The organism is Halococcus sediminicola (assembly GCF_000755245.1).
GTDB classification, from domain to species: domain Archaea; phylum Halobacteriota; class Halobacteria; order Halobacteriales; family Halococcaceae; genus Halococcus; species Halococcus sediminicola.
In genome coordinates, this window is sequence record NZ_BBMP01000009.1 from 43952 (window position 1) to 69375 (window position 25424).

Genomic DNA, 25424 nt, shown 5'->3' on the forward strand with positions numbered 1-25424 from the left:
TTCTCCATTTCACTATCGAGGTCGTCAAGAACGCTTGTCGAGAGGTACCAACGACAGAATAACGTTTGCGAACGCTCCCACAAATACATTCAGCAACAACTCACATCAGTTGTATTCCTAGAGTGTGTTCAGTAGTAATATTCAGTGATTGTGTTCACTACTGATGTTCATTGATGATGTTCACTACTGGTGTTCATTAACAACATTCATTGCTCACTGACTGAGACACAACTAATTGTTCAAATTAGAGAATGTGTCTGACGAACTTTTAAGATGAATAGCGGTCATGATCATCATATGCTAGCGTATTCAACGTACAGTGAGGCAGGCGGAGTTGGGAAAACTACGACCGCAGCGAATCTAGCTGTCGCACATGCCCGCGCCGGACTAGATCCACTCGTTGTCCCACTTGATCCCCAGGATGGGAATCTATCACGATTGTTCGATATCGATGAACAACGAACAGAGCCAGTCGATAATCTCGTCCGACATATGATTCGCCGTCCGAAAGGCGACTTCGGGGATCTCGTTCGGACAGTCGAGGGAGTGGACATCATCCCGGAACACAACATGCTCTCAGATCTCACCGAATATCTTCAGCGTGAGAAAGATCAAGCCGAAGCAATGGGTGAGGCGTTCGGTATGCATGCTCAGCTACTTCGTGTACTCCGAGACGCAGGAGTACCTGACAAGTACGACGTTCTCATCTGTGATCCGCCCGCCAGCGAGGGACCACACCTCTACAATGCCATCCATGCAACGCGATCGTTGGTTATCCCTGTCGAGCCCAGTGCGAAAGGGCGGGCAGCTGTTCGGGGTCTAGAGTCGCTCGTAACTGGTCTCCAAGAGCAACTCAACGTGGCTGTTGGTGTCCTCGCTGCGATCCCTATCGGAGTAAAAAACACGCGCGATCAGCGAACCATTCTTGATGAAATCGAATATTCGATCCCGGAAATCATCGGCGAGCGTACCTCGCTGATGGAAGGGTGCTGGATGCAGCAGTGTTCGGCCTTCAGGTACGTTCGTGAGTTTCGTGACCGTCGTCGCGACTACGAACTCGACACGCTTGCCCAGTTCGACCGAATTGCACGCCATTTAGAACAGGAAGCCGGAATCGAAGCACCAAATTCCCCTGAGCCAGGTGACCTCGATCACGAGGGGATGATCGTTTGACATCCTCCACCGGCCTGAAGGCCAGGGAATCCCACACAGTGGGAATCCAGTCTCTCGGAGAGGTTTCAGCCCCACTCCGCGAGCGTCATCTGCGCGGATTTCGCGCTCCGCTCGCGGCGGGCTGTGGTGCTGTCAAGGGCACTCCCGTCCTGTGGCGAGTCATCGCCCGCCGATTTCAACGGCAGGCTCTCTCCCCACGGGTCAACGCGACTGGCGATGTTGCTGGCCGCGTTCAAATCCGCTTGGTACTCCGATACCCAACAATCGGCGTTCGTACACCGAAACTCCGCCTGCGACGATCGGCGACCAATGTGGCCGCAGGCGTGGCACGTCTGGCTCGTGTACGCCGGGGCGACGAACTCGACGGCGATACCGACCTCGCGGGCTTTGTCCGTGATACGTCCCTGAAGCCGGGCGAACGCCCATGCGTGCAACCGCCGGTTCATGTACGCGCCGTAATCCAGTCGTTCACGGATGAACGACAAGTCTTCCATCACGATAACCGGCGAGTCGAACCCCTGTGCGTACTCGACGGCTTCGCGGGACGTTTTCTCAACGATGTCGGTGAGCGCGTTCTGGTAGTGGTCGAATCGTTCGTCGGTACGCCACTCGGCGGCGTCACGCTCTTGGAGTCGCTTGAGCGTGGTGTGCATCTCTTTGCGGAGGTGTCGCGCTCGCCCGCCGTCAACGAACATCGGACGAACAGGAGTACCGTCGTCTCGGCAGGCACAGCCCGCCAAGAGCTTGGATTCTCCGATGTCGAAGCCGACGTGGGTGGGATCGCCCGATTCGTCGGGTTTGGGGACTTCGTGTTCGACCGTGACGTGCAAGACCCACGAACTCCGCCGTTCTTGAACGCGGAACTCGCCGACCGACGCATCGCCATCAAGCAAACCGAACCACAGCCCGCGCTGCTCGGGATTGATGTGGAGCGGTATCCAGAATCCGTTGCCACGGCCGGCCTGCGGGACGTACCAGCAGAACCCGGCTTCGCGTTCAGCGGAGTGGTCGAGACGAAACCCCCGATTCGTGAACCGAACGGGGTGGTCGTCGGCGAGTTCGGACGCGCCGTAACTATTCCGAAGCGTCGGGACGTAGCTCTTGAGCGCATCCTTCGCATACGAGGTGAGGCGATACGGCGTCACCACATCGTTGACCGCCGCCTGCGTGGTTGCTCCCGAATCAAACGATTCGCGGAGCGCACGCCGGTAGTTCGCCACCGTTCGCTGAAGCGCACGCTCTTTACCCGCAGTGGGCGAGACGAGCGTGGCTTCGAGCGTCTTAGTGGCTGTGGCGGTCATTCTCCGACAGTACCGAGTACGAACACAACAAGGTTAAAACCTACGAAAAATATGGTTATGTATGAGCAAAACGGTTCAATTCGACCTCACGGACGAACAGCACGAACGACTCGCGGCGCTGAAGGACGAACGCGGCTACACGTGGAAAGGGTTGATGCTCGAAGGGGTGAAGCGGTTGGATTCCGGCGAGCAGTAACGCCGCCGCGCGGCGGTTGCAGAAGACTACACGCTCCTCCACGCTCTGAAAGGCGTGGTATCCGCGCTTGGAGGTTTAGCTTATGACGGGTATGAAAGAAGGTGCTGGTGAGGATCCGTTCAGCGACGACACGTCTACGAGCGTAGAGTCAGCAGAACGAACGGGTACCGATGACACTCAACCAATTTCCAGTACCAGTCAAGAAGCAACCGAGAGACAACAGCCCAGTCAACAACGGATGCAGATTCCGTACAAATTCCGCCGTGATGGAGTCCAAGATGGTCGTAATCGGGTGCCACTGTTTCTTCAAGAGGACACCAAAAGCGCCGAGCGTGACGCCTTACGAGAACTCGAAGAGCGATTCGATAGTACTGTCTCTCTGACTGATCTGCGAGAGGCACTCATGAAAGTTGGTCTTCAACATCTCGATGAGGTTCAGACCGACCTGGAAGAGTGGGGGTACGGAATGTCGTTCGATGAGTGATATTCGCACCCATCAAAACAGGGTGAGTATCTACGGGGAGCAGCGAGCTTGGCGAAGCGATCACTGTGGGTGATACCGTCTACGAGGCCGGCGACAAGCATCCGGTTGACACAGAAAGCTAGAGCTGCGAAACAGCTATGACAGCTATCCACGACATCTATGTCCTCTGACCATCCTCGAACCCGACGTGGGAAGGCGCGGCGAGCAACAGACCGCGAGAGAATGCACGGCATAAGGCGACCAGTACCGAAGCTCACTCCGAAAGCAAGAGCGACAGCGGCCTACTGAAACCACTACTCGTACTCATCGTTGGGATCGTCGTGGGCTGGGGAGCGTATCTGGTCTCCGCGTTGGCCGTTCTGAGCTATCCGACCGATGTAGAAGCGGTGTCGGTGACTGGCCTTTCGACGACAACGACGTTCTGGATCGCGGTCGTTCTCCTCGCTATCATCGTCTTCGCGATGCTCGCCCGACCGGGAACGGTCTTCGTGGGCTGGCTGCTGATGGCCGGTGTCGTCGCTGTGGTGGCTTCTTCTGGTAGTGGCTGGACGGACGGGACACTGCTCATCGAGGGCCTGACGCTCGCGTTCGTCGGGATTGCGGCGTTCGTGAAGATGATCCTGATGCTGCCCGACTGATATCTTTTCGCTCAGGCTCTGAACAACTAGAGATGAGAGCGCCGAGAGAGTACGTGGTATTCTTCTGGCATTCTCTCTCGTACGGGATTTACTCCGAACAACGGGCGATCCGAAGCGCCGGCCGGGTGCTTTCGTCGCTGACTGCTTCCGTGGCGTTTCCTCCCGTGTAGGATCCATCTCTTCACCGCTCGCTTGTGAGTACGTCTGTGCCTTTCTGAGAGCAATGACGATCCGACTGGTGTTCTCTGGGTTCTTATGGTGCGTACTCTCTCGTAATCACTGTGTGATCGAGCGTAGTCTGGCGTAATCTCTGTCCCTTGCGGCGTACTCTGCCTTGCTTCGGCCTCGCATACGGACTGGTCCGGCACTCCGACGCTGATCTCACAGGCCGGAATACGACTGCTATCCTCGCCCGCCGGAGGCCATCGAGCGTGTCTTCGATGTCGATACCAGCGACATCCGCGAAGTTATCAACCAGTGGGAGGGCCGAGACGCCCGCTCACCTTTCCAACTTACCGATGATTTCGGCGATCCCCGCCATCGTATCGGAGCTACCGACGACCGCCTCATGAACCAAATTGACGCCCTCCAGCGCAAACAGTACGGCCACCTCCAACAGCACGCGCTCGCCGCCGAAAGTGTGCGCTCGCAGTCGCCGTCGGCGCGGTCGTCGTGTATCTACTCGTGGTCGTCGCAGTCGTGCTCACCACGCCCGAACTGCTAGCGAGCGTACTGATTGGTGGAATAGGTGGAGCGCTCGGTATCACCGTCGGAATAGGCGTAGTAGCCGACGCCCGAAGCGAATCATAGCCACGAAATCGTCTCTCTGGTGGCTTCATGCGTATCCTGCCTGCGCCGACGGCCCCCTGTGGGCCGAAAGGAGACGCGATCATAGAGGATAATTTCGGTAGTGTCGCCAATTACACAATTGGAAAGAAGTATTAACGTTTGATGAGATATCAATATATGACCAGCGCTTGCATCGTTAAGGCGCGAATTCCTGCTGATGAGTTTGCATTCTACAAAGCGCTAAGTTCGCTACCGGGCATCGAATTTGAAGTCGAGCGCATCGTCCTGAGCGGTGACAAGGCACCCATGCCACTCTTCTGGATACGAAACGGCGAGCAGGAAGCTATCGAAGCTGCCATCAGCGACGACCCAAGCGTCCAGAATCTCACACTTCTCTCCGCATTTGAAGACGAACTACTCTATCGTATGGAATGGATTTCGGAGGTGAAGCCCGTTCTTCAGATACTGACAAATTCAAAGGCAACAATTACTGATGCGTTCGGCAACGATGGTCAGTGGATCCTTCGGATACTATATCCCAACCGTGAGTTACTGAGTAAGACTATAGAATACGCCGAACAAGAGGGATTGACCATTGAAATAGATGCTATTCGGAAGATGAGAGGCAAAACAGTTGGCCGATTCGGGTTGACTGAAGAACAGTTCGAAGCACTCGAAGCTGCCCACGAAACGGGCTACTTCGACATTCCGCGCGACACCGATCAGAATGAGCTTGCTGACAAGCTCGATATCTCCCACCAAGCACTCTCCGAACGACTCCGCCGCGCAACAGACGCGCTCATCGAGGATACACTACTGGTTAGGAAAGCAGAGGAATCAGACGGGCAGAAATAATCCACCGCTCGATTCTCCAGCAGTTGAGACGATAGTTCATCTATCGGTTGTGGCTAAGGCCACCGTTCAAAGACACACCTACGCCACAACACGACCGTATCGCCTCACGCGAACGCCGTCGCGTGACCGACGCGCTCCGACGCTCGCTACCGCGAGGCCAGCCCCGCAGTGGCTGGCGACTGCACCCGAGGTCTTACGGCCCCGGGGGGCCGTCGGCGCAGGCGGGATAAGTATGATCGCGATAGACCTGCCAGCTTCTGATTGTGCTGATTTGGCAGCGAACCTCGATCTCGTTCGACTGTGCTGTGACAGGCGAGCCGTCGCTGATGCTGCCGACCCGCACCGCAACGGGGGCCGCTCACCGCGGACCGCAGGACCGCACTACAATCGGGGGTCCATCCGTGCTGGTACTGCACCAGCAGTCCTGGATGTCAGGCTTCCATCGCAGTGGCGTCGTCGCACTCAGCCCTAACTCTAGCCAGTCGGATGTCGGGTGTCGCACTCGAGGTTTTCGCGCTGCTCACAGCAGTATCGCACCTCTTGTATATCAGGCCAGCACTCGTGGTCTTCGTTGTGCTCGCCAGCCAGTCGCTTGCGGTGTCTCGCAGCCAGCGGTTCTCGTCGGTCGTCGTCGGAGCTTCGCTTTCCTAGAACCCTAGCCGGCCTCAGCAGTTCCCCGCAGTTGATGTTCGCTGTCTCGCCTAGTTGTATCGGCTCGCTGGACCCCCGGCCGGCATTCGCGGTCTTCGTCGTCACCATAGCCGCTGCTCGCCTACTGGACCCCCATTGGTCGTCGCCAGTAGCATCCATCCTGTCGGCTGCTGTACTCGGCTGTACTCCCAGTAAGCCATCGTCGGTCATCATCGTCATCGTGCTCAGTTGCTCGCCCACTGGACCCCTGGTCTGCTGTTGCACTGCCTCGCCACTGGACCCCCAGTCGGCACTCGCTGTCAGCGCCATTCTCCCCCGGTGATTTCGGTCAGTCGCCGCTCAGTCCACACTCGAGATTTCCTGGATCACACTCGGCTACTCGCCACCTGACATCCCCCTTGCTGGTTACCACGCAGTCGGACATCCACCATTCTACTGTTACATCATCTCAGATATACATCCGGCATGGCACGGCGCTTATCTCAGCGCTCACACCCGCTGGTTGCTCACCAGACATCCAGGGCTCGCTCAGTCAGCGCCACACCGCCATCCGGCCGGGCATGGCTACGGGGCTGTTGCCAGCACCGCCGCGGCGGCACCCGCTCACTCGGACCCACATCACTACAAAAGCTCTCACCACAGGGAGGGGGTCCCCCATGCGGGTGTGTCGGCGTTGCTGATTTGAGGTCAATTAACCTCTAATTATTGATGGTGTGGAGGGTGTTAGATGGCAACCTATTTGAGCTTGTGGAGGGTGTTAGAGGGTATGGGAGAGGCGGAGCAGACAGATACGGAGACGCTTGAAGCGCTAGTTGAAAAGACACGCGGGCCTCGTGAAACAATTCTCGCCGGTCTCCGCTTCTACGGTGGGGAGGCAGACACGCAACGACTACGCCGCTACGAAGATGTGCCTTCTCGAAGCTATCATTTCAAAAAGTTGGAAGAGCAAGGATTGACGGAAGAAGTGGGCAGCGAGGATGCTTCGCAAGGTGGGGATGCCGCCAAGGAATATCGGCTGACTGATCTCGGTCAGGAGGTGGTTGAAGCGTTGGATGAAACAAGTGGTACCTCGACCGTCACAGAAATCGAAGAACGTCTCGATCAGGCTGAGGAATCCATCGATCAGATAAATGACCTACTCATAGATATGGCCGTGCATACTGGGATTTTCGACGAAGATCAAGCAGCGGAGTATCGCAAGAAGAATGGAATCGAGTCAGCCTAAGTAATCTTCAAACTTCTCAGTCATCTCCTCACTGCTTTGTCCACTTTCGTTTTGATCTGTGGGTTTGGCCTCCTCTGATTCCTCTGACTCGTCCGTTTCAGTGCTGATATCCACCTGCTCGTCGCTGGTAGATTCACTCCTCTCAGCGCCGCCGTCAGATATCGTTGGTTCTCCTCCCGCTGTACTCGTTGGAGTCGATGGGATGGTACTCTCGCTGTCGGCTGATTCATCTATCAGTGATAGGATTAGCTCTGAGAGCGGTCGATTCTGTTCATCCGGCCGGTAGAGTTCGAGATCCGCTGGCGAGAGCGGTATCTTCTCACCGTCCTCGTCGCGTTCACGCTTCGGTACGGTGATGATGTCCCATTCAGCAGCGCCCGCATCGCCACCGTCGAACTCGTATTCGGGGATGGCCGGCGGCTTGATCGTCCGGTCGCCACTGGAAGGATAGGCGCTGGCGTCGTTATAGATGTCTGATGCCGTGTCGAAGCGGGCGTGCTCGGTGCCGTCGTTATCGCGGAGAATGTACTGGCCGGTCTGCTCGTCGTAGACCCACACGTTATCGGATGCACCGGGACGGGTGATCTGCTGACCGTCGATGCTGAGGCTGTTTGTGAACGTGTAGAAACGCTTCTCACCCTCGACGGAGTGGTTGTCACGAGCACACGGTTCCTCACCGGCCACCGTGTCGTAGATCGCGTTGGCTTCTCCCGGCCGGCAGATGAACAGGCACCGATGGCCCGCGTTATGCGCTTGTGCGAGGTTTGAGATCGTTTGCGAGGGCTGGGTCTGTCCGGTCGAGTGTTCGGACTCGATGAACGCATCCTGCGTCCCGGCGAGACGGTCGAGGATTGCGTGTTCATCGCGATAGTTGTTGATTCGGTTGGCTACCCGGTCGTGATCGTCAACATCGAGATCGTCCAGATAGAGCGCGTCATCGAGCTTGGCGAGACCGTCGGGCATGGCCCCGCCCGTCTGCTCGGGAATGTCGAAGACGAAGCCCAACTGTGTAAACGGTACGTAGGCGTCGGCCATCTGTTCCCAGTGCTCTTTCCCGCCGTCGTTTTCCTTGTCGCCAATGTTCATGAAGCCCGTATCGAGCGCTTTCACTTCGGTCTGGACCTCCTCACCCTCCTCGATGATATTTTCGCGGTCGGCGAGGTAGGCATCCGAGATTTCTTGGAAGACCTTGCGCCATGCTTGCCCGACGTTGTTGATCTGCTCGCCACCGGGGAGATACCGACGCAACCGGTCAAGACAGTCCTCGACAGCGACGTACTCGCCGGGGTTGCCCTGCCGCACTGACTCGTCGTAGACGACTTTCAGCGCGCGATTGCGAACGCGCTTGTCTTCCATATCGAGTTCGTCTGGCAGCACTGCGTCGGCGTTGATCGTGCCGGTGCCAGTGCCGCCGGTCGCGTCGATCAGCATCTCGTCTTTGATGTCGCTGGTCGAACGGGCGGGCTGGCCGTAGCGCTCCTGTGATTCGGCGATTAGCGCGTCGGTTTCCTCGTCAGAACGCACTTTCTCGTCGGAGAGCGATTCCGGCGCTGGCGGGAATGTCCGAACCTTGTAGGAGTCGGTTTTGTCGTTCTGATCGTCGTGGGTCCGCATGTAGATGCGGAACTGCGACAGCTCCTCGATGTCCTCGCCGTCGATGTTTTTCGAGTGCTGGTGAGCGATGTCCTTCGCATCTTCAGGATCACCGGGATCGAACGTCAGGAACGTTTTACAGTTGCCGCGAATCGCTTTCTGAATGCTTTGGGGAATGCCAATGTCGTCGCCACCACCCGTATCGAGGTTCTGAGCCGCGAACGTCAGCGAGAGATCGAATGCACGCGCCTCTCGCAGGATGTTGTGGATGTTCGACTGTTCGGAGACCACTTTGTCGAACTCGTCACAGACGACATAGAACTGCGGCGGGTCCGGGCGGTCGTCGCGGTTGGTCTGCTCGCGGATCGACACCCACAGCCGACGGATGAGCGCGGTTGTAACGAGGCGCTTCGGCGTGTCCGCACCCGAACTATTTCGCACAACGATGATCTTGCCATCACGAACGATGTCGTCGATCGAGATCGTTGTGGATGGATGGCTGGCGACCGAGCGGATGGTACTCGAAAAGATCCATTCCCAGAGCCGCCGAAATAGTGGTTCGAGGTCGTCTTGTGAGTATTCGGCGATCACATGGGTCGCCTGCTGAATCCACTCGATGCGCTCCTCGCCCATCATCTCGTGGATGCGTTGGCGGCCTTCCTCGTCGGCGAGCAGGAACGCCATATCGAGCATCGTCACGGTCTCGTCGGTGCGGACTTGGTACTCGGCGAGGCCACGGACGACCGCGCGGGTAATGCCGCTCATGCGGGGTCCCCAACTGCTGCCGTCACCGGATTGGGCCAGCAGTGCCTCGAAATCGTCTGCGAGAGCGCTGACGGCACTATCGAAGGCCTGACTCTCGGGGTCGGGGTCTTCGAGTGGGATTTCGAGGAAATTGAAGCCGACCTCGTATTCGGCGTCCGCACCGATGTCGATGAATACGAGGTCTTCTTCGCGATGGTCGGGCAGCAGCCGAACGACATCCTTGGCGTCCTGTCCTTTCGGATCGAAGAACAGCCCGCCGTGGCCGCGTTGCATGATCTGATAGAAGAAGTTGGTCAGCAGCGTGGTTTTGCCGACACCCGTAGAGCCGCCGACGAACTGGTGAACGTTCAATATATCGGGTTCGACGCCGGCTTCGACCTCGCTGCGCATGCCGTAGCCATACCAGTAGGGTTTGGCCGGATCGGTCGTCGAAAGCAGCGCGCGCTGACGCTCGGTGAGCGAAGCCGTAGCCCTGTCGAGGCCGACTTCATCCCAATCAAACCGGGGTGTGCGTGGTGGAACTCCTTGTCCGGCGGCGGACATCGAGTGGTCGAACTGTTGGAGAGCGAGGTCGGTTGGGATTTTGCAGACTCCGGTGAGCGTGTCCACGGGGAAGGTCATTTTGCGGTCGGTGTATTCGCGGCTGGCGGCGTGCTGAAGCACGCGGTGAAGCTTCTTGCCGGAGGGGTTGACCGGGACGAATCCCTGCTGGAATCGGCTATCGTAGAAGTTGCGGAACATCCCGGCCGTGTCCTGGACGCGCTTCTGGGCTTCCTCGCGGTCGTCGCTGACGGCGATGATGCGGATGCAGAGATGGTAGCCGCGCATGCCGCGCTGCTGATCTAGCAGTTGGGCAACGTCCGACCGGCTGGCGGTTGGTTCCTCGCCCGTCCCGGTGAACCGACTCCTGCCACTGCCACCGTTGCGCTCCTGCTCACGAATTTCCCGGCGCTCCTCTCGACGGCGCTGGCGTTCGGTCATGCCGGCGCGCTGGAAGGGTTCGGCGATGGATTTTCCGACCTCGCCCCAATCCATCGAGCCGCCGCTGTCCTTGCCGGTCACGGAATCAATCGTCTGGTCGATCCCATACCACCAGTTGTTGCGATTCCACTTCGCCGTCGAGACGGCTGGTTTGATGACCGACTGAACGAGCACGTCGCAATCGGGACGGTGGGCCGCGCCGACCATCTCACGGGCTATCGAGCGGAATGGCCCGATCTCGAAGTGTTCGGGATCGAGCCGAAAGTTTCTGATCGGCCGCAAGCGCTCGAACTCCTCGCGCTGGCGGAGTTGCAGCGTCGTACCGGAAACGTACTGTCCGGGCTGGATTTCGAGAAACGCGGGGTCTATTTCGCGTGTGTCTGAGTCGCCGTAGTGCGATTGCACCTGCCGATCGACTAGCTCGAAGCGCTCGTCGGATTTGGTGGCAACGCGAGACTGCAACAGTTCGGTTTCCGCGCCGTAGTGTAGCTCGAAGGCGAACGGTTCGGATTTGTTTCGCATGCCGAGCATCCCCGTGTCAGGATCGTGAAGCGCGGTGAGCAACTTCATGCCGCGCTCTAAGCCATTCTCGGTGTTCTTGTACGGCCGGACAGTCTGAAGGCGGGCGTCTCGCGAGCGGTCGTAGAGGTCGGTCGCAAGCGTGTCGTCGGCCTCGATCACCGACGGTTCTGAATCACCGCTGAAGAACGAGGTCAGGCCCATTAGCTCTCGCTCCTGTCAGTCACGTCCTCGTCGTCGGCTTTCGAGTCGATCCACTCGGGGGTGCTCTCGGCATTGAAAGCGGCCATTACTGCGGTGAGACGGTCAGTTTTGCCGGTTCCTGTACGTCCAGCGATGAAGCGGTGAGCGGGCGATTCGTCCATTGCGAACGGGTCGTCTTTCGTGGATGTATCGTCAGTCATGGCTCGGATCTGTCGTGTCGGCTATTTCGTTGGCGATACTGCTCTCGTCGGCGGATTCTCCGCTCTCGAAACCGGGGTTGCATCGTCGGGACTACCCTCCACGGGGTTGTGTGTGCCAGAATCTCCCGATTCGTCGGTGTCGCTCTCGCCGTCGGTGTCAGAACTGGCCTCGACGAAAGCATAGGAAGCGGTGGAGGTACCGCTGAGAGCGATGATCTCGGCGACGACCTCTCTGTACGCTCGTTTGGCGACGTACATCACGTCGCGGTGGGCGAGACCGTACACGCGGAGCATCGCGTAGGGTACGGCAATGGGCAACACGAACGCGACGATGGCCGTGACGACGACGTACAACTGCCATGGTGCCGAAAGCATCACCGTCGCCGCTGCGAGCGAGAGGCCGACGACGGCCGTGAACACTCCAACGATAACTACGCCGACCAGTCGGGCGGCGCGAGAGCGCACGGCGTGTCTCGGCGTTCAACACCCGGTCGCGCTCTTGTGTAAGGATATCTGAATCGCTATCGAACACCGCTACTCACCTCCTGTTCTGGTTTCCATGAGTCGCGGAAGCCACTGCTGGCGCACGCTCTCTACCCAGTCGGCAAACCACAGTGCGAGCGTTGGTGCACCGACTAGAAGGGCACCTGCGCCACAGAGCACCGCGACGGTCATTCCAAGACGTGGAACGATGGCCGGCGACGGTCCATACAGGTAGAGGTACGTCTGAGCGAACGCATAGGCGAGGAACCCCCGTCCAGCCGCCCAGCCGAATAGATGGCGACATTCTCGGCGAAGACGGGTATGAGAGGTCACTATGACCATTTTACTCCTCATCCCCCGTACTGTCGGCCTTCGTGGCCTCCGGTAATTCGCTGCACAAGTCGGATGCGCTCTCGATGATTGTCTCGGCACGTGCAGCGCCGATACCCTCCACGTCGGTTAGACCGCTCTCGCTGGCGGCCGCCACGTCCTCAACGGTCTCGAAGCCGGCTTCGCGGAGCACGTCAGCCCGGTCGCCGCCGACTTCTTGGATGTCGATGAGCGCAGGCTGGCTGTCAGTGCTCTCGGGCGAGTGCTCGGCTGTGTTGGTGCTCTCATCGTCCTCGGAAGCATCCGATGGCTGTGCTTCCTCAGACTGATCGTCGGCGCTCTCTCCACCACTCCCGGCGTTAGCGGTGTCTCCTTCGTGCCCGTCCGTTGTCTCTGGTGATTCAACGATCGAGGGTGACCGACCGACAGTATTGGCGGCCTGTCGCCGGATGAACCCCGCTTTGGTCGAATCAATACCCTCGATCTCCGCGAGCGCGCTGTTGTCGGCTTCGAAGACATCGAGCACGCTCTCGTAACCGGCTTTCCGAAGATCACCGGCCATCCGCGCGCTGACTGTTCCGTGAATGTCGGTCAGCTCGGGGACCTCGTCGAGTTCGCTCCCGCCACTGCCACCGACGACGCCACTCACGGAGTCTTTCAGGCGGCTGGCGATCCCATCCGATTCCTGGCCGTCATCCGATTCGCTGGCGTCCGATTCGTCGGTGTTTTCGTTCGCCGAATGAGCGCTGTCGGCACCGTCGCCGGGCATGGTATCAACGTCGGAAACGTCGGTCGTGACCGTCCGACCGTCGGCAAGCTCGGTTTCGGTCTGCTCTTCGTTACTCTCGATCGGCATTGCCCACGACCACTCGGTGACATCGCGGCCCGTACGATCGGTGTAGCCATCGAGATAGGCCAGCGGGTCCGAACCGTGCTCGGTCGGATCGTACTGGTTCATCGCGAACTCTCGGGGATTGAGCTTGTCCGAGAAGTTCACGTCCATCCGATAGCTGCCCTTCTTCTGCGTTTGCAGGAGCGCCTGAGCGGTCGGATCGCCAGTTGAAGCGTCATCGATATACTGTTGTTCGGCCTTGCTCATGTCGAATTCACCTGCCCAGTCCTCATCCATCTCTTCGAGGTAGTGCCAGATTTTCACCGACATGAGGTTCGTCAGCGTGCTCGCGCTCTCGGTCAACTGCTGGCCGCTGCCGTCGTCGCTCTCAGTGAAGAACTCCTCGACGCTTTGGGTGGCCGTAATCATCGAGAGATCGGAGTGCCGAGAGTGACGGTAGCCCTGTTTCAGCGTCTCCAGTGACGACGAGTTGTGCAGCATATAGTGAAACTCGTCCATCGCGAGCGCCATTGGCTCGTCACTCTTTTTGGCTAGTTCGAGGACCGCCGTGACCAGCGGCCCCATCATCAGGCCAGCGGTGGTCTCGCTCTCGTAGTTCTGTAAATCGAGATACAGCACGTCGATCTCCTGCAGATCGGGGATGCTCGTCTCTTGGGAGAGGTGGGCGAACTCGCCGTCCTCTTTCAGCGCGCCGATGTCGTTCTGGTAGATGTCGTTGGCGGTCTTTTGGAGTTCGTCTTTCGAGAGGTCAACGTCATCGAGTTCGTCTTCGACGTGTTTATCGGGGTTGCGAATCATCTCCAAGAAGATCGGGAACACGTCGTCGGCGAACGTTGGACTATCGAGGTGGTGGGTGTCGGGATTGCTGGTGATGCCGCGCTCGCGATACGCCTTCTGAATGGCCTTGCGCCACGTCCCTTGCTTGTCCTCGAAAGGGATTTGCTGGTAATCGTAGAAGCTCCGAACGAAATCCATCGCTCGACGAATCGCGTTGCGATAGGGCGCTTCTTCGCCGATCTCTGCAAGCTTCTCAGCCGATGTTTCCTCGATCTGGAGCGGGTTGATCCCGGTATCGGAGCCGATCACCACACGGTCGCCGTCGAACAACCATGTGAACCCGGCGAACTCCTGTTTCGGGTCGATAATCACGACCGGCATATCGGGATTGCTCATTTTCAGTCGGGAGAGTAGCCGCGTAACCGTCGTCGTCTTTCCGCTGCCGATAGTGCCCCATACGCCGACGTTGAAGCCTGTTTCCCGATTCTGAAGATCGAGCACGATGGGGTCGCCCGTGTCTTCGTTGATGCCGAGTTCGATTCCGCCGGGTTCGATGAGATTCCGCGCAGTCCAGGGAATGAGCCGTGAGAGACCGTCACCGGTCATTTTCGTTTTGCCGCCCATGAAGTCCTTACAGGCGGGCGCGGCGGTCTGATAGCCGAGCTTGGAGTGATATTTCAGCGGCTTCGCGTCGGCCGAAACGTCCTGCATCCGTGAGCGGATCTGCTTGATCGCCGTATCGAGCGTGTCCGGGTCGGGCGCTCGTACTTCGATATAAGTGTGGGAGGTGTAGAGGCCGTATTCCGACGCAGATACCGTGTTCTGGGTACGCTTCACGTCGGCGTACTCCTCGGCGGCTTCCTCGACGAAGTAATCGGGAATCCACTTGTTTTTCGCGAGATTCTTAACCCTCCCTTTGATCGAGTCGGCCGCCCCGGCGAGGTTCCGGTCGGCTTCGCGCTCGTCCTCCCCGGTGAGATGCGTCGAAAGCGTCACATCAACTTTCGGCATCGAGAACGACACGACACGATCAAAGAACCCGTGAGCGGGGATCGCCGGCCAATCACGTATTTCGAGCGTCTGGGTGTAGTATTCGCCGTCGATCTCGCCGTACTCGCCTTGCACTTCGTCGCCGTCGGTGTGGCGCTTGTAGCTATCGGGCGCGAGAGCGGTTTTGTACCGCCACGAGAGTTCGTCGTCATCGGCTGCGAGACCCACGAGCACGTTTTCGTTCAATTCGTCCGCTGGCTGGTCGTCGGTGTTGGCTGCATCACTCATTGTGAATTACCTCGCTGGTCGCTGTCGGTCGTCTGTTCGGGCTGTTCGCCTCGGCTGGCCCCGCCGTCGGTGGCGTGGACGCTCGTCGGCGATGTGGACGCCGTCGGGGGTGACCCAGCACGATCGCGGCTAGTGATGTGCTGATAGTCCACGTCGTGCTCGGGGTCGCCAGCTTCCTCGCTGCCCGGAACTGGCGAGCCACGAATCGTCTGCGTGAACTCCTCGTGTGCGCGGACGTTCGTTCCCCGATAGTAATCAGCGACAATCTCGCTGAACTCCTCGGACGGCAGAACGTTGGGCGTCAGACCGTCGATCCGACGTAGCTCCCGTTCGAGATCGTCGGCGCGGCGTTCGAGCTTGTTGATGAGGGTCGCCGTGTGTTCATCGGAGTCGGACTGTTTGTAGAGACGATATTTCTCGACGAACCACCGGAAACCGGGTACACTGCCGAGACCGCCGGCTTGCGAGGAACGGTCGATCACGGCCTCACTGGGATCAACGCTGACGATGATGTAGTGCTCGCGAATGCGCTTGGTATCCTCGTAGAGGTTGATCCCGGCCGCGCGCTCGCTAGCGATGTCGGCAAGGATCTGCCGGCGAATCGCGTCGATAGCCGCTTCCTCGCCTTCGGCGCTCACAAGCCGGTCTGCCTGCGACTGGTACTCGCGGGCGCGGTCTTTCCACTCCGAGCGTCGGCGCTCGAAGTTCGCCACGCGCGTCGGGGAAAACCACTCGGCGTCGTAATTCACCGTTCCCTCAAGCGCGTTGGCGACAGCTCTCTCAGCCTTCTCTTTGACATCGGTGGACTCCAGACGGAGCGGGATGGCACGCACGCGAATGCCGGCGATGAGTCCGCCGTCGTCACGCTCGATGGCGTACTCACCTCGGTAGGGCTTCTTGTGCGCGACGAGTTCCTGCGTCGGGTGATAGTCGCCCGCACCGATGATCGGCCAGTCACGAACGAGCGGCAAGCGTGCAAAGCGGCCGAACAGTGAGTCGTTTTTCGGCTGTTCAAGTCGGCTTTTCTCGGGTGCTGAGTCGTGAATCATCTCTTGTTGGTGAGCGTGTCTGGAAACGATCGCCTCGAAGTAATCGCGGGCGGACATATCGCCCGGCGATGCCACGGTGGCAAGAACACCGAGACCGGCGAGAACGGCCGTCGCGATGAATCCGTACAGTTGGCTCTGGCCGGTCAGAAGGCTTGACGACACCCGGAACATGACCATCGCTGGGATGAGCATGAAGAACAGCCAGACCTTCGAATATCCCCAGAGCGTGGGGTCTTCCGAGTAATCAGCGAGGATCTTACGCTCGCTGTCGTCCTCGCTGACGGTCTCGTGAATGTCGTTGATGAGTTGGCGTGGATTCTGTTTCATTGGTTAGCGAGTTTCTCGTCCATCGTCATTCGCTGAGGATGGTCTTCGAAGTACGATTCTTTCATCGCCGAGGGGTTCATCGGATCCTGAGTCCTCGATCGCTCTAGATCGCGCACCCGTCCGGCGGTCGTTGTCGAACCACCTGCCGGGCCCATGCTCTCGATTTGTTCGTCGGACAGTTCGCCGTCGCTTGGAATGCCGGTCGTCCCGCCGTCGGTGCTGACTTCGACGGCCTGCTCGGTACGGACGCCGGGGCTAGTATCGCCGGTCGCAGTGCCGCTACTGGCCGAACCGTCGCCGCTCCATCCGAGCTTGTCTCTGGCCGCGCTAGCGCGGTTGGCGGCTCCGGCAGCGGCGGATTTCCCCGCGCGGCCCACCTTGCCCGGAACTTGCAGGAACGTGTACGTCGTGATGCCGGGGATGCTCACCGCGAAGAGGAACAGCGCAACCAGGACGAGCATCGAGACAACACCACTGCTCGTGGTGAAACTGACGACGGCAGCGGCTTTCAGCAGGATCGCCATCGGAATGACCATCGTGAGGACGTTGACGTACTGCCAGATGACGACGCTCGCGAAGCCCTTGAGTCGCTGCCACGGCGAGACGTACAGCAGCAGTAGCAGCACCGGGAACACGTACGGAAAGAAATACTGGAGTGCGACCCGGCGCAGACCGAGTTCGACGCCGAGACTGAAGACGCTCATCAGTATCCCACCCGCTCCGACGAAGTACGCGCCGATGGCCCCGGCGCTCAATTTGGTGACATTGCCAGCCAGCGCCTCCATCGCCTGCTCAGAGGGCCGTAACCAGACGGTGATGTCGTTGACTGTTCCGTGCATGAGCGTAATAACCGCCCATGACGAGACGTACAACAGCAGGAACGCGACGAATTTGAGCATGAGATTTTTCGCCTGAAAGCGCGAGATGAGTGGGTTGACCATCAACGAGATACCCATGAAGATTACCAGCGTTCCCAGCAGGTAGTTCAACACCGGATAGAGCTTGTCTTTGAGCAGCTGGTTATAGAGCGGCTTGAACGGCTTATCGGTCGGCTCGCCGAGAACGTTGTGCCAGCCATCGTTTTGCGGCACTGAGGTCGTGAACGCGAGGTCATAAACCTCGCCGAGAATAGCCTCGGCACCCTTCCGCATCTCGTTGGCAAACGCTTCCATTTTCTGACCGAGCAAACCCGGAATGTCGATGTCGATGTCGGGGAGAGGATCTTGCTTCTCACGTTCACCGACGTATTCCATGACGACCTGACGGCGCTGTTTTTTCTGCTGGCTGTTGGCAGCCCCGCCCGCACCATTCGCACCAGCGATCAGCTGCTCAAACTGATTGAATTTCTTGTTGGTTTCCTCTTTAGTGAGATTCCCCGTCGTGATCGAGAGCAGGAGCTTGTTTGCCTTCGATTTGTTCTCTTTCGAGAGCTGCTTGTAGCCGAGATTTTTCGACTTGAACTCACCGATGATGCGGTTGACTGACTCGTTCGACGTTGGGCCACCAGCGCTCGCATTGCTCGTGGCGTTTCCGGCGGTTGCATTCCCGCTCGCGTTCGTGCTGTTCGCGCCACCGGGACCACCGCCTCCGCCACCGTTCATCGCTGCGACTGGTGCGGGGAACGGCCCGCCACCGGACGCTTGATTGACGTTGTTGATGACGTACTGCGGGCGTTGTTTGATCGTGTCCGTAAGCCGAGTGCCCGATAACTGAGTATCAGTGTTCTGCTTGAACGCACGCGCGAGGATATCGACCTTATCGGGGTTCTTGCGAGCGGCTTCCTGAGCCGCGCCCTTGTTCATACCCATGACCTCGTTGACCCAGTTACGGAACTCCTGTTTCGTGACAGAATCACCGCCTCCGGCCTGTGCAGACCCATTTTGCTGCTGGGCGGCAACAGGTGATGCGGCGATAACGCCAGCGATCGTGCTCACTAACAGCACTCCGACGAGTACGAGAGCGACTGTGCGGCTAAATGGACTGTCCTGATTGGGTGAGGATGCTGAAAATTGCATAGTTGTGCGAAGGGCTTGATCGAGGGCGCTTACTCGCCGCCGCCCCCGCCGCCACCGCCGGTACACTGAGCGTCGAGGTTGATGTCGGTCGCCTGATCGGCGAGATCGACCAGTGCCGGGCCGATCACGAGGAACAGCACCCCGACGATGACACTCCCGACGAGAGCATTGCCCCAACTGTTCGTCCCACGCATGGGAATCATCTTCAGCACACCAGCGATGATAACCATCGAGACGATGATGGTCCCCGCTCCTTGCGTGATGAGCGAGTGAATGCTGCTCAGAAACGACAGCGGGCCGCTACTGCAACTGACCTGAGCGGCTGCGGGAGTGACGAATACCATCACCAGCCCCATCGAGAGCAGCGACATCCGCCGCTTGCGGGTACTCGTTGCTTTCTCGCCGAGATGTTCGAGGCCGATGAACGACCAGCTAGCGAGCGCCGCGTGGATCGGAACGTTCCGATAGGCGGCCTGCTTGAGCGATGCGCCCCGATCGTGAATGCCTGGAAGAACGTCTGACATAGTTGTTATTGGGCATCATCTCATCTGAGATGCCGTTATGATATCTCCCTTCCACATAAACAAAAGAAAATGCCAACATGTATTGAGAATGAGAAATAAAAGCATAATTATAACAAACCAGTAAATTCTGATATCATTTTATATCCTCAATACACGACGCTTTATTTACTCCTATATTCAGCAGAGAGGGAGGATATGGGAGATACCAATACCCTAGCTGAACCGGATGTCACACCACTGGCCGAGCAAAAAGAAATCAGCGAGATATTTCGTGAACCCTCTCCCGCTCAAGAGGCGCTTCTTTCAGTGTTCAACCTGCAAGAGTCACACGTCCGCGCGTATATCGCAGTGGTCGAACATCCTGATAGCAGGGTTGATGATGTAGCCGAAGTGGTTGATCGGCACCGTCGCTATGTTGCGAAATCACTGCGAGCATTGTTCGATGCTGGCCTCGTTGATCGTGAGAAAATGACATTTGAAACGGGCGGTGTCGGACACGTCTATTGGCCGGTCGCGCCCGAACAGGTGAAATCACACTTCCAGAACGAACTCCGAGAATGGCTGATCGACGCACAGGCTGACATCAGTAAGATCGACCGGCGTATCGAGACCGACAGTGACGTGCTGTGTTGTGGTTCTGAGAGTGGGGATTGAGCATGAACAGACAAGGCCATACTGGGATGGCTCTTCTCGCATTCGCACCGCTGGCGTACCTGCTCGCGAGCGACGGTAAACTCTTGCTCGCGGGAGTGTGCTGGCTCGGGATTCAAGCGGTCGAACCGCTACCCGACCGCGATTTCAAGATCCCCGGTCTGAATCATCGAGGGGTAAGCCATTCGCTACTGGCCGTGCTCGTCGTCGGGGTCGTACTCGGCGGGATCGGCTGGCTACTCGGTAGGAGCGGCTTCGATCTGCTGTATAGCCTGCTCACGGCACTTGTGGGCATCTGGGACTGGGTGCTCGGCTACCTGCCGGAGCTTTCGAAAGCGTTCCTCACGGGTCTCATTCCGAACCTGCTGCCGGGCGAAATCGTCTCGACGCTCCAACAGCAGGCCGGTGGAAGCGTGAGCCGGTGGTCGTTCGCGCTGTTCGGATTCACGATTGGCGCTTACGGCATGGTCGCGCACCTGCTCGGCGACGTGATTACTACTCGGGGGGTCCGGCCGTTCCTGCCGTTCTCGCGCTGGCGGCTCTCGCTCTCGCCGCTGCGGGCGGATAGTCAGGCGGCGAACTCCGCGCTGTTCGGTGCCGGGATGGTCGCTATCGCGCTCGTAGTCGCTCTGACCGTCCCCGGACTGATCCTGGGCGGTGGGCCGGCGACCCTCTCACCGGTCGGTACCGCAGGTGCTCAAGGGACGATTCCGCAACCGACCGAGACTACGGATACTAACGCAAGCACGAACGCGACGGTCTCGCTGGCGAATCAGACGATCAACGGCTCAACGGTCACGGTCGAGTCGGTGACGCTGCCGGAAGCCGGATTCATCGCCCTCGATAGCACCGGTCCGGGTGAAGAAAGTGTCCTCGAAGACAGTACGATCGCCGTCTCCAGACGTCTCGACGCGGGCACTCACTGGAACGTCTCGCTGGACGTGAACCGGAGTCCGCCGGGTGGGGTCGTCAACCAGACGACGCTCAATCAGAGCGGAACCTACGGAGCAGCGCTGTATCGCGACAGTAACAACAACAGCCGTTTCGAGTTCATCACCTCGGGGCGGGCGTCCGATCGCCCATTCGTCACACAGTCGGGTTCGACGGCTCGTCTCGTCTCGGATAGCGCCTCGATCACGATTCGCGGCTCGCGCGAAGATCCGAACGCGACACCGGCGGCGAGCATCCGCTTCCCCGACCAGCGTATCGACGGCGTTGACGTTACTGTGCAGTCGGTGACGGTCCCGCAAGGTGGGTTCGTCGTCGTTCACAACCAGAGCTACCTGCGCGGTGGCGATCCAACCGAAACCTCAGTCGGGTACTCACAGTACCTCTCAGCCGGAACACACCGGAACGTCTCTATCACGCTGTTAGAGTCTGTCCGGCGCGACCAACAGCTCGTCGCGATCCCCGCGCGGGACACGGACGGCAACCAGAGCTACGATTACATCCGCACCGACAGCTTCCAGGACGTTGGCTACACCGATGGTGGAAAGGTCGTCACCGACACGGCGAGGGCCACGATCACCGGATCGATATCGACCGCCGAGGCGACATCGAGCGTCGCTGTATCGGACACTCCCACCGCCACAGGAACAGAGCAACCCGAAGCGAACACAACTGATTCCGGCGGCAGAGTCGGCGCGTGGATCGGCTCGCATCCTCTGGAAATGGTCGTCATCGTTCTCGCGATGCTCGTCGTCGTGCCGTCGGTCTGGAGGCGTCTGTAAGCGTGAGCGAGAGCGGCGCAATCTCGCGTCGGACGTTCATGACCGGCGCGGCGGCCGTCGCGCTCTCGACAAGTGCTGGTGCTCCCATCGCTGGTGCTGCACCGAATCGAGAACCGGCACGGTTGGAACAGCCGACGGGGAGCCGCTTCGACAAGCACGGCTCGCCCTCTCGTGCGGCTGAACGCGCGTGGGCAAGAGCCGAATACGACCACTATCAGCGGATGCGCGATGTATCGGCTCAACAGGTCGGTGGCGGGAACGGTAGTAGTGGCTCAGGATCGGGGTCACCTACCTCGCCGAGCTTCGACCGGGTGCTCGATGCGGTCGAGGATGTGGGTTGTGACCCATCGGGCGGCCGCCCGATCAGCGCCAATCTCGACGGATCGGCGATGCAAGACGGTACGCTGATCGTCTTCCCGCCGGGCAAATACCTGCTCACGAAAAAGTTGCAGGCGAGCGTTGACGGGACATTCGGGATGGTCGGCGCTGGCTACGAGCAGGCCACCAGCCCGCCGAAACCCGGTAAGAACGCCGCGACGTTCGTTGCGAAGGGCGGTTCGCGAACGTTGGTCAATTTCCGAGCGACGACCGGGCTGTTCGCGAACTTCGTGATGGACCAACAAAGTTCGAACAGCAGCACCGGGATCGTGCTCGGATCGAAGGGCCTTACTCAAGCTCGTGACATCCGGTTCGTCGGCGTCCAGGATAACACGGGCAAAGGCGTGCCCGACAGCCTCCAGATACCGCCGTGCTCGCTCCGAGCTCAGAAAGGGGCAATCGCACGCGCCGAGCGGGTCGTCGGCCAGTATATCGGGCTGCCCGGCGACAAGAACTCGGGCGGAGCGCCGATGTTCTGGGTTGGCGACGGGAACAAGGGCACCGCTCAGATCGGTCACTGTGTCTCACGCGGAGCGGCTGATAACGGCGTCTACGGCGGCCGGACATCGGGTGATGTCCAGATCAAAGGCGGTCAGTGGATGAACAACGAGGTGAGCCAACTGCGGTTTTCGGGCAAAGGCAGTTGGGCCGACGGTGTGACCATCGTGGTCGATAAGGACAGCTACGAGGGTCCGACAAACGGCGGCGGATTCAACGAGAAATACGGCTCGAACGGGATCAAAATCGAGCGTGGTGATAACGGTTACTCGAAACCCGGCGGAGCCGTCATCCGTAACGCCGACATTCGCGTTCTGTCAGTCGGGAGCAAGGGGATCGGAGCGCCGATCCTCATTCGTGGGAGTGCTGGCGCGGTGAAAATCGAGAACACCCGGATCATCAATCAACTCAATCAACCATCGATCAGCGCTGACAGTCCGGGCAATGGCTACACCGGACATACGTCGCCGCCACCGCACAACATCACGATCACGGATTCGGTCTTCGGCGGGTCGAACAGCGGGTCGATCATCCAGGTTAGCGGGCGCGAAGGCTCGCTCATCAGGAAGACGTGTTTCAAGATTGGCGGTGCCTCGGCGGACAGCATCAGCGGGATGAAGATCGGCAGCGGTGTTGGTTTCGGGCAGAACTGCACGGCCGGCGGGCTGAAGGCTCCCGGGAAGGTCGGCAGCGCTGGCAATCTGAGTTCGCTCCCGCCGCCGAGCTACAACGCGAGCGCTGGTGCCGGCGCTGGTCGTCGCCGCCGTCGCAAACAGGGCCTCATGAAGAAGATCCTCGCGACCGTCTACGGTGGGTTCTTCCTGCTCGTGTTGTTCCTCGGGATGATCGCAGTGGTTGTCGGCGGGGTACTGGCTGGCTTCGGTGCGCTGGCGGCTCTTCTCGGCGGCGATTGAGGTGCTTATATACCTCGGCGACAATCAGACCGAAATCAAACTATAGGGATTCTCAGACCAACCCATAGTTTTGCGCGAATCCTTCCCAGTAATTGGGAGATACAGCCTGCGAGATACAGAGGATGTATCTTGCATCTGATTTCTGTCGCTGTCTCTTGCTCTCGCGCCGAGCTCTCCGGAGTGCTATCCTGTTAGTAACCAAGTGTCTACTGACAGGGTAGATGGCGGCTTAGACAATTCCCGGAACCTGTTATCTCGTTTCAACCACGACCGTGAATTATCGAACGCGGGTCACTGTTCCGGCGATTCTTTCGTCTCTCCTGGTTCGAGGGTTGCCCACAGATCGTCGTTCTGGTAGATCTTCAGCGTTGCCGAGCCATTGTTCTCCGCACTGTAGAGCAGTCCATCCGACGAGTACGTATCGACGCCACCCGCTCCGACGAAGCCGTACGCCCCCGACACGTAGCCCGTATAGTCGGGATTGTCGGCCGTCGTGCCGGGATTCGCTCTGTCCTCGTAGAAGAACGCAGCCGTACCGGCCTCTCCGGCTGAGAGCGTGTAGTTGGAAGCCCCGTCACCGACCGCCTCGACTTTGATCTGATTCGCTCCCTGTGGCGGTGCGTCGGGATCAACGCGCTCGCCGTCAGCTCCCTGGCCCGCTGGCACCGTCTTGTAGAGTTCGCCATCGAGTTCGTCTTCATCCCGCCGTATTCGCCAACGCTGAACGCGATCGAACCGCTCTGGAAGAGTCTCAAGCGAGAGATCTCACCAGAGATTTACGAGGGGGAAGATCACTTCCGAGAGTTCCTCACCGAGACGTTTCTCCGGTTGAGCCACCGGCTGAGCTTTGCGGTTGACTAGATCGAGATGTTTCTCCCAGATGTCCAAATGTTACGCTAACCACTCCGGGCAGTCGGGCTTGGCCTCATGATGATGCTTCCTTGGCATAGAGGCTAATCAGTGCACGCGCTGAGTGCGCTGTCTAATTATCAGCCTTTGCCACCCATCTTATTCCATGCTCTGGGGATTAGCAGGCTTTCATACCATCAGTGCAAGTGGTGCTATGTATCCGGATCGGGAATTATTCGCGCGATCTCTAGACAGCCCCGACAGCAAAAACTTCCATTGACATCCGGGGCAGTGACTGGATCCTCTACAGGTAGTTCACAAAGTGTACATACACTCATTTCAAGCTCTCTCACCCAATCCAGCAAGCGGCTGGTAGTAGGGAATATCGGGCAGTGGCAGAACGATACCGAAGCGCATGAATCCCATCGCCAACAATACATAACCGAGTCCTATAAATAGCACGCCAAGACCGTAGTGGACAACCTGTCGCTGACGCGCGCTCACTGATTGGATTATCGTTCCATACAGGAAGACGCTCGGAATTGTCCCGAGACCGAGTGCACTGAGCGAGAATAATCCATAAACGGGAGATCCTTGTGCGAAGGCATACAAAAACGCCGGATAGAGCAACATACACGGTAATAGTCCGTGGAGTGCACCGAGTCCGACAATACCGATACCGTTGACCCAGCGGTCGATGTGTGTCGAGATAGCCGTGTAACTCCATGCGAATACCGACCCGAGACCAGTGTTAGCGACGACACCTTCAATGGCTCCCTGCCGATAGCCGGTCAATCTTGTTATCCCCATGAAAATGATAGCCGTTCCAATAAGAACACCAATTATACCCTGTATCGAGCCGAGTACGCCAGCAAGTTTGACCGTCCCATACAGAAGTGCGCCCGCGAAGCCAAAAACTGCTCCAATGAGTGCATAGCTTACAGTTCGACCGAGATTAAACAGTGCATGCTGGCGGACTTCTGTGAGCGTGAGCGCACCCGACCACCGATCATCTGTTTCCATGCGCTCGGCGTAGGTAGTGACAAGTGGACCACACATACCGATGCAGTGTGCGCCACCGAACAGTCCAATAAAGAAAAACACCGTAAGGCCGTATCCGCTAGTGAGGGTCACTACCGATGTCTGAATTGATATCATCGTCCACACAGCTGCAATCTGACCAACAAGCACCAT

Annotated in this window: 23 protein-coding genes; 11 read left to right on the top strand and 12 right to left on the bottom strand. The window is 58.6% G+C overall.

Features of this window, described 5'->3' with window-relative positions:
• Positions 1-297: 297 nt before the first annotated feature.
• Positions 298-1173 (top strand): ParA family protein, encoded by an 876-nt coding sequence (locus ACP97_RS06740; RefSeq protein ID WP_049997071.1) that lies wholly within the window; start codon positions 298-300, stop codon positions 1171-1173.
• A gap of 65 nt (positions 1174-1238) precedes the next feature.
• Here ACP97_RS06740 and ACP97_RS06745 read toward each other — a convergent pair whose 3' ends face one another.
• Positions 1239-2474, bottom strand: coding sequence for an RNA-guided endonuclease TnpB family protein (locus ACP97_RS06745; RefSeq protein WP_049997072.1), 1236 nt, complete (start codon positions 2472-2474; stop codon positions 1239-1241).
• 61 nt (positions 2475-2535) lie between these two features.
• Between ACP97_RS06745 and ACP97_RS21005 the strand changes: the two genes are divergently transcribed.
• The 5 genes from ACP97_RS21005 (at position 2536) to ACP97_RS06760 (ending at position 5436) form a co-directional block, all read left to right on the top strand.
• On the top strand, positions 2536-2670 hold the full coding sequence (locus ACP97_RS21005; RefSeq protein WP_272913435.1) for a hypothetical protein: 135 nt from the start codon (positions 2536-2538) through the stop codon (positions 2668-2670).
• 82 nt (positions 2671-2752) lie between these two features.
• Positions 2753-3154, top strand: a complete 402-nt coding sequence (locus ACP97_RS06750; protein WP_049997073.1) for a hypothetical protein — start codon at positions 2753-2755, stop codon at positions 3152-3154.
• 320 nt (positions 3155-3474) lie between these two features.
• Positions 3475-3792, top strand: coding sequence for a hypothetical protein (locus ACP97_RS06755; protein ID WP_049997074.1), 318 nt, complete (start codon positions 3475-3477; stop codon positions 3790-3792).
• Positions 3793-4360: 568 nt separating this feature from the next.
• Entirely contained in the window at positions 4361-4516 is a 156-nt protein-coding gene (locus ACP97_RS19825; protein ID WP_154019965.1) for a hypothetical protein, read from the top strand.
• A gap of 242 nt (positions 4517-4758) precedes the next feature.
• Entirely contained in the window at positions 4759-5436 is a 678-nt protein-coding gene (locus ACP97_RS06760) for a helix-turn-helix domain-containing protein (RefSeq protein ID WP_049997075.1), read from the top strand.
• Between the two features lie 474 nt (positions 5437-5910).
• On the opposite strand, the gene ACP97_RS19830 is transcribed toward ACP97_RS06760, so the two are convergent.
• Positions 5911-6195: a hypothetical protein gene (locus ACP97_RS19830; protein WP_154019966.1), complete on the bottom strand. Its 285-nt coding sequence runs from the start codon at positions 6193-6195 to the stop codon at positions 5911-5913.
• 658 nt (positions 6196-6853) lie between these two features.
• Here ACP97_RS19830 and ACP97_RS06770 point away from each other — a divergent pair.
• Positions 6854-7312 (top strand): hypothetical protein, encoded by a 459-nt coding sequence (locus ACP97_RS06770; RefSeq protein ID WP_154019967.1) that lies wholly within the window; start codon positions 6854-6856, stop codon positions 7310-7312.
• On the opposite strand, the gene ACP97_RS06775 is transcribed toward ACP97_RS06770, so the two are convergent.
• From ACP97_RS06775 to ACP97_RS06800, 8 genes are all read right to left on the bottom strand, one after another.
• A complete protein-coding gene (locus ACP97_RS06775; RefSeq protein ID WP_049997078.1) occupies positions 7304-11374 on the bottom strand; it encodes a type IV secretory system conjugative DNA transfer family protein in 4071 nt (1356 codons plus the stop codon). The two genes, ACP97_RS06770 and ACP97_RS06775, sit on opposite strands and share 9 nt — an antisense overlap.
• The gene (locus tag ACP97_RS19835) at positions 11374-11574 is read right to left on the bottom strand and encodes a hypothetical protein (RefSeq protein WP_154019968.1); all 201 of its coding nucleotides are present in this window, start codon (positions 11572-11574) and stop codon (positions 11374-11376) included. The genes ACP97_RS06775 and ACP97_RS19835 overlap by 1 nt, the downstream gene beginning before the upstream one ends.
• A 21-nt stretch (positions 11575-11595) precedes the next feature.
• Positions 11596-12039 (bottom strand): hypothetical protein, encoded by a 444-nt coding sequence (locus tag ACP97_RS06780; protein ID WP_154019969.1) that lies wholly within the window; start codon positions 12037-12039, stop codon positions 11596-11598.
• 69 nt (positions 12040-12108) lie between these two features.
• Positions 12109-12399 carry a hypothetical protein gene (locus ACP97_RS19840; protein ID WP_154019970.1) on the bottom strand — a complete coding sequence of 97 codons (291 nt, stop codon included), beginning with the start codon at positions 12397-12399 and terminating at the stop codon, positions 12109-12111.
• Position 12400: 1 nt separating this feature from the next.
• A complete protein-coding gene (locus tag ACP97_RS06785; RefSeq protein ID WP_049997080.1) occupies positions 12401-15295 on the bottom strand; it encodes a helix-hairpin-helix domain-containing protein in 2895 nt (964 codons plus the stop codon).
• On the bottom strand, positions 15292-16671 hold the full coding sequence (locus ACP97_RS06790) for a hypothetical protein (protein ID WP_049997081.1): 1380 nt from the start codon (positions 16669-16671) through the stop codon (positions 15292-15294). Before ACP97_RS06790 ends, ACP97_RS06785 begins: the two co-directional genes overlap by 4 nt.
• Positions 16668-18605 carry a hypothetical protein gene (locus ACP97_RS06795; RefSeq protein WP_154019971.1) on the bottom strand — a complete coding sequence of 646 codons (1938 nt, stop codon included), beginning with the start codon at positions 18603-18605 and terminating at the stop codon, positions 16668-16670. Before ACP97_RS06795 ends, ACP97_RS06790 begins: the two co-directional genes overlap by 4 nt.
• Before the next feature lie 110 nt (positions 18606-18715).
• On the bottom strand, positions 18716-19210 hold the full coding sequence (locus ACP97_RS06800) for a hypothetical protein (protein ID WP_049997083.1): 495 nt from the start codon (positions 19208-19210) through the stop codon (positions 18716-18718).
• A gap of 195 nt (positions 19211-19405) precedes the next feature.
• Between ACP97_RS06800 and ACP97_RS19030 the strand changes: the two genes are divergently transcribed.
• The 3 genes from ACP97_RS19030 to ACP97_RS06815 are packed head-to-tail and all read left to right on the top strand — an operon-like array spanning position 19406 to position 23381.
• Positions 19406-19864 (top strand): helix-turn-helix domain-containing protein, encoded by a 459-nt coding sequence (locus ACP97_RS19030; protein WP_079977577.1) that lies wholly within the window; start codon positions 19406-19408, stop codon positions 19862-19864.
• A gap of 2 nt (positions 19865-19866) precedes the next feature.
• Positions 19867-21591 (top strand): DUF7282 domain-containing protein, encoded by a 1725-nt coding sequence (locus ACP97_RS06810; RefSeq protein WP_079977578.1) that lies wholly within the window; start codon positions 19867-19869, stop codon positions 21589-21591.
• 2 nt (positions 21592-21593) lie between these two features.
• Complete coding sequence (locus ACP97_RS06815; RefSeq protein WP_049997086.1) at positions 21594-23381, top strand: hypothetical protein; 1788 nt, start codon at positions 21594-21596, stop codon at positions 23379-23381.
• 291 nt (positions 23382-23672) lie between these two features.
• Here the strand turns inward: ACP97_RS06815 and ACP97_RS06820 are convergent, their stop codons facing one another.
• A complete protein-coding gene (locus ACP97_RS06820; RefSeq protein ID WP_237561119.1) occupies positions 23673-24047 on the bottom strand; it encodes a hypothetical protein in 375 nt (124 codons plus the stop codon).
• Positions 24048-24101: 54 nt separating this feature from the next.
• Between ACP97_RS06820 and ACP97_RS21260 the strand changes: the two genes are divergently transcribed.
• Positions 24102-24242: a hypothetical protein gene (locus ACP97_RS21260; RefSeq protein ID WP_394297701.1), complete on the top strand. Its 141-nt coding sequence runs from the start codon at positions 24102-24104 to the stop codon at positions 24240-24242.
• Positions 24243-24569: 327 nt separating this feature from the next.
• Here ACP97_RS21260 and ACP97_RS06825 read toward each other — a convergent pair whose 3' ends face one another.
• Complete coding sequence (locus tag ACP97_RS06825) at positions 24570-25388, bottom strand: sulfite exporter TauE/SafE family protein (RefSeq protein WP_237561120.1); 819 nt, start codon at positions 25386-25388, stop codon at positions 24570-24572.
• Between the last annotated feature and the right edge of the window lie 36 nt (positions 25389-25424).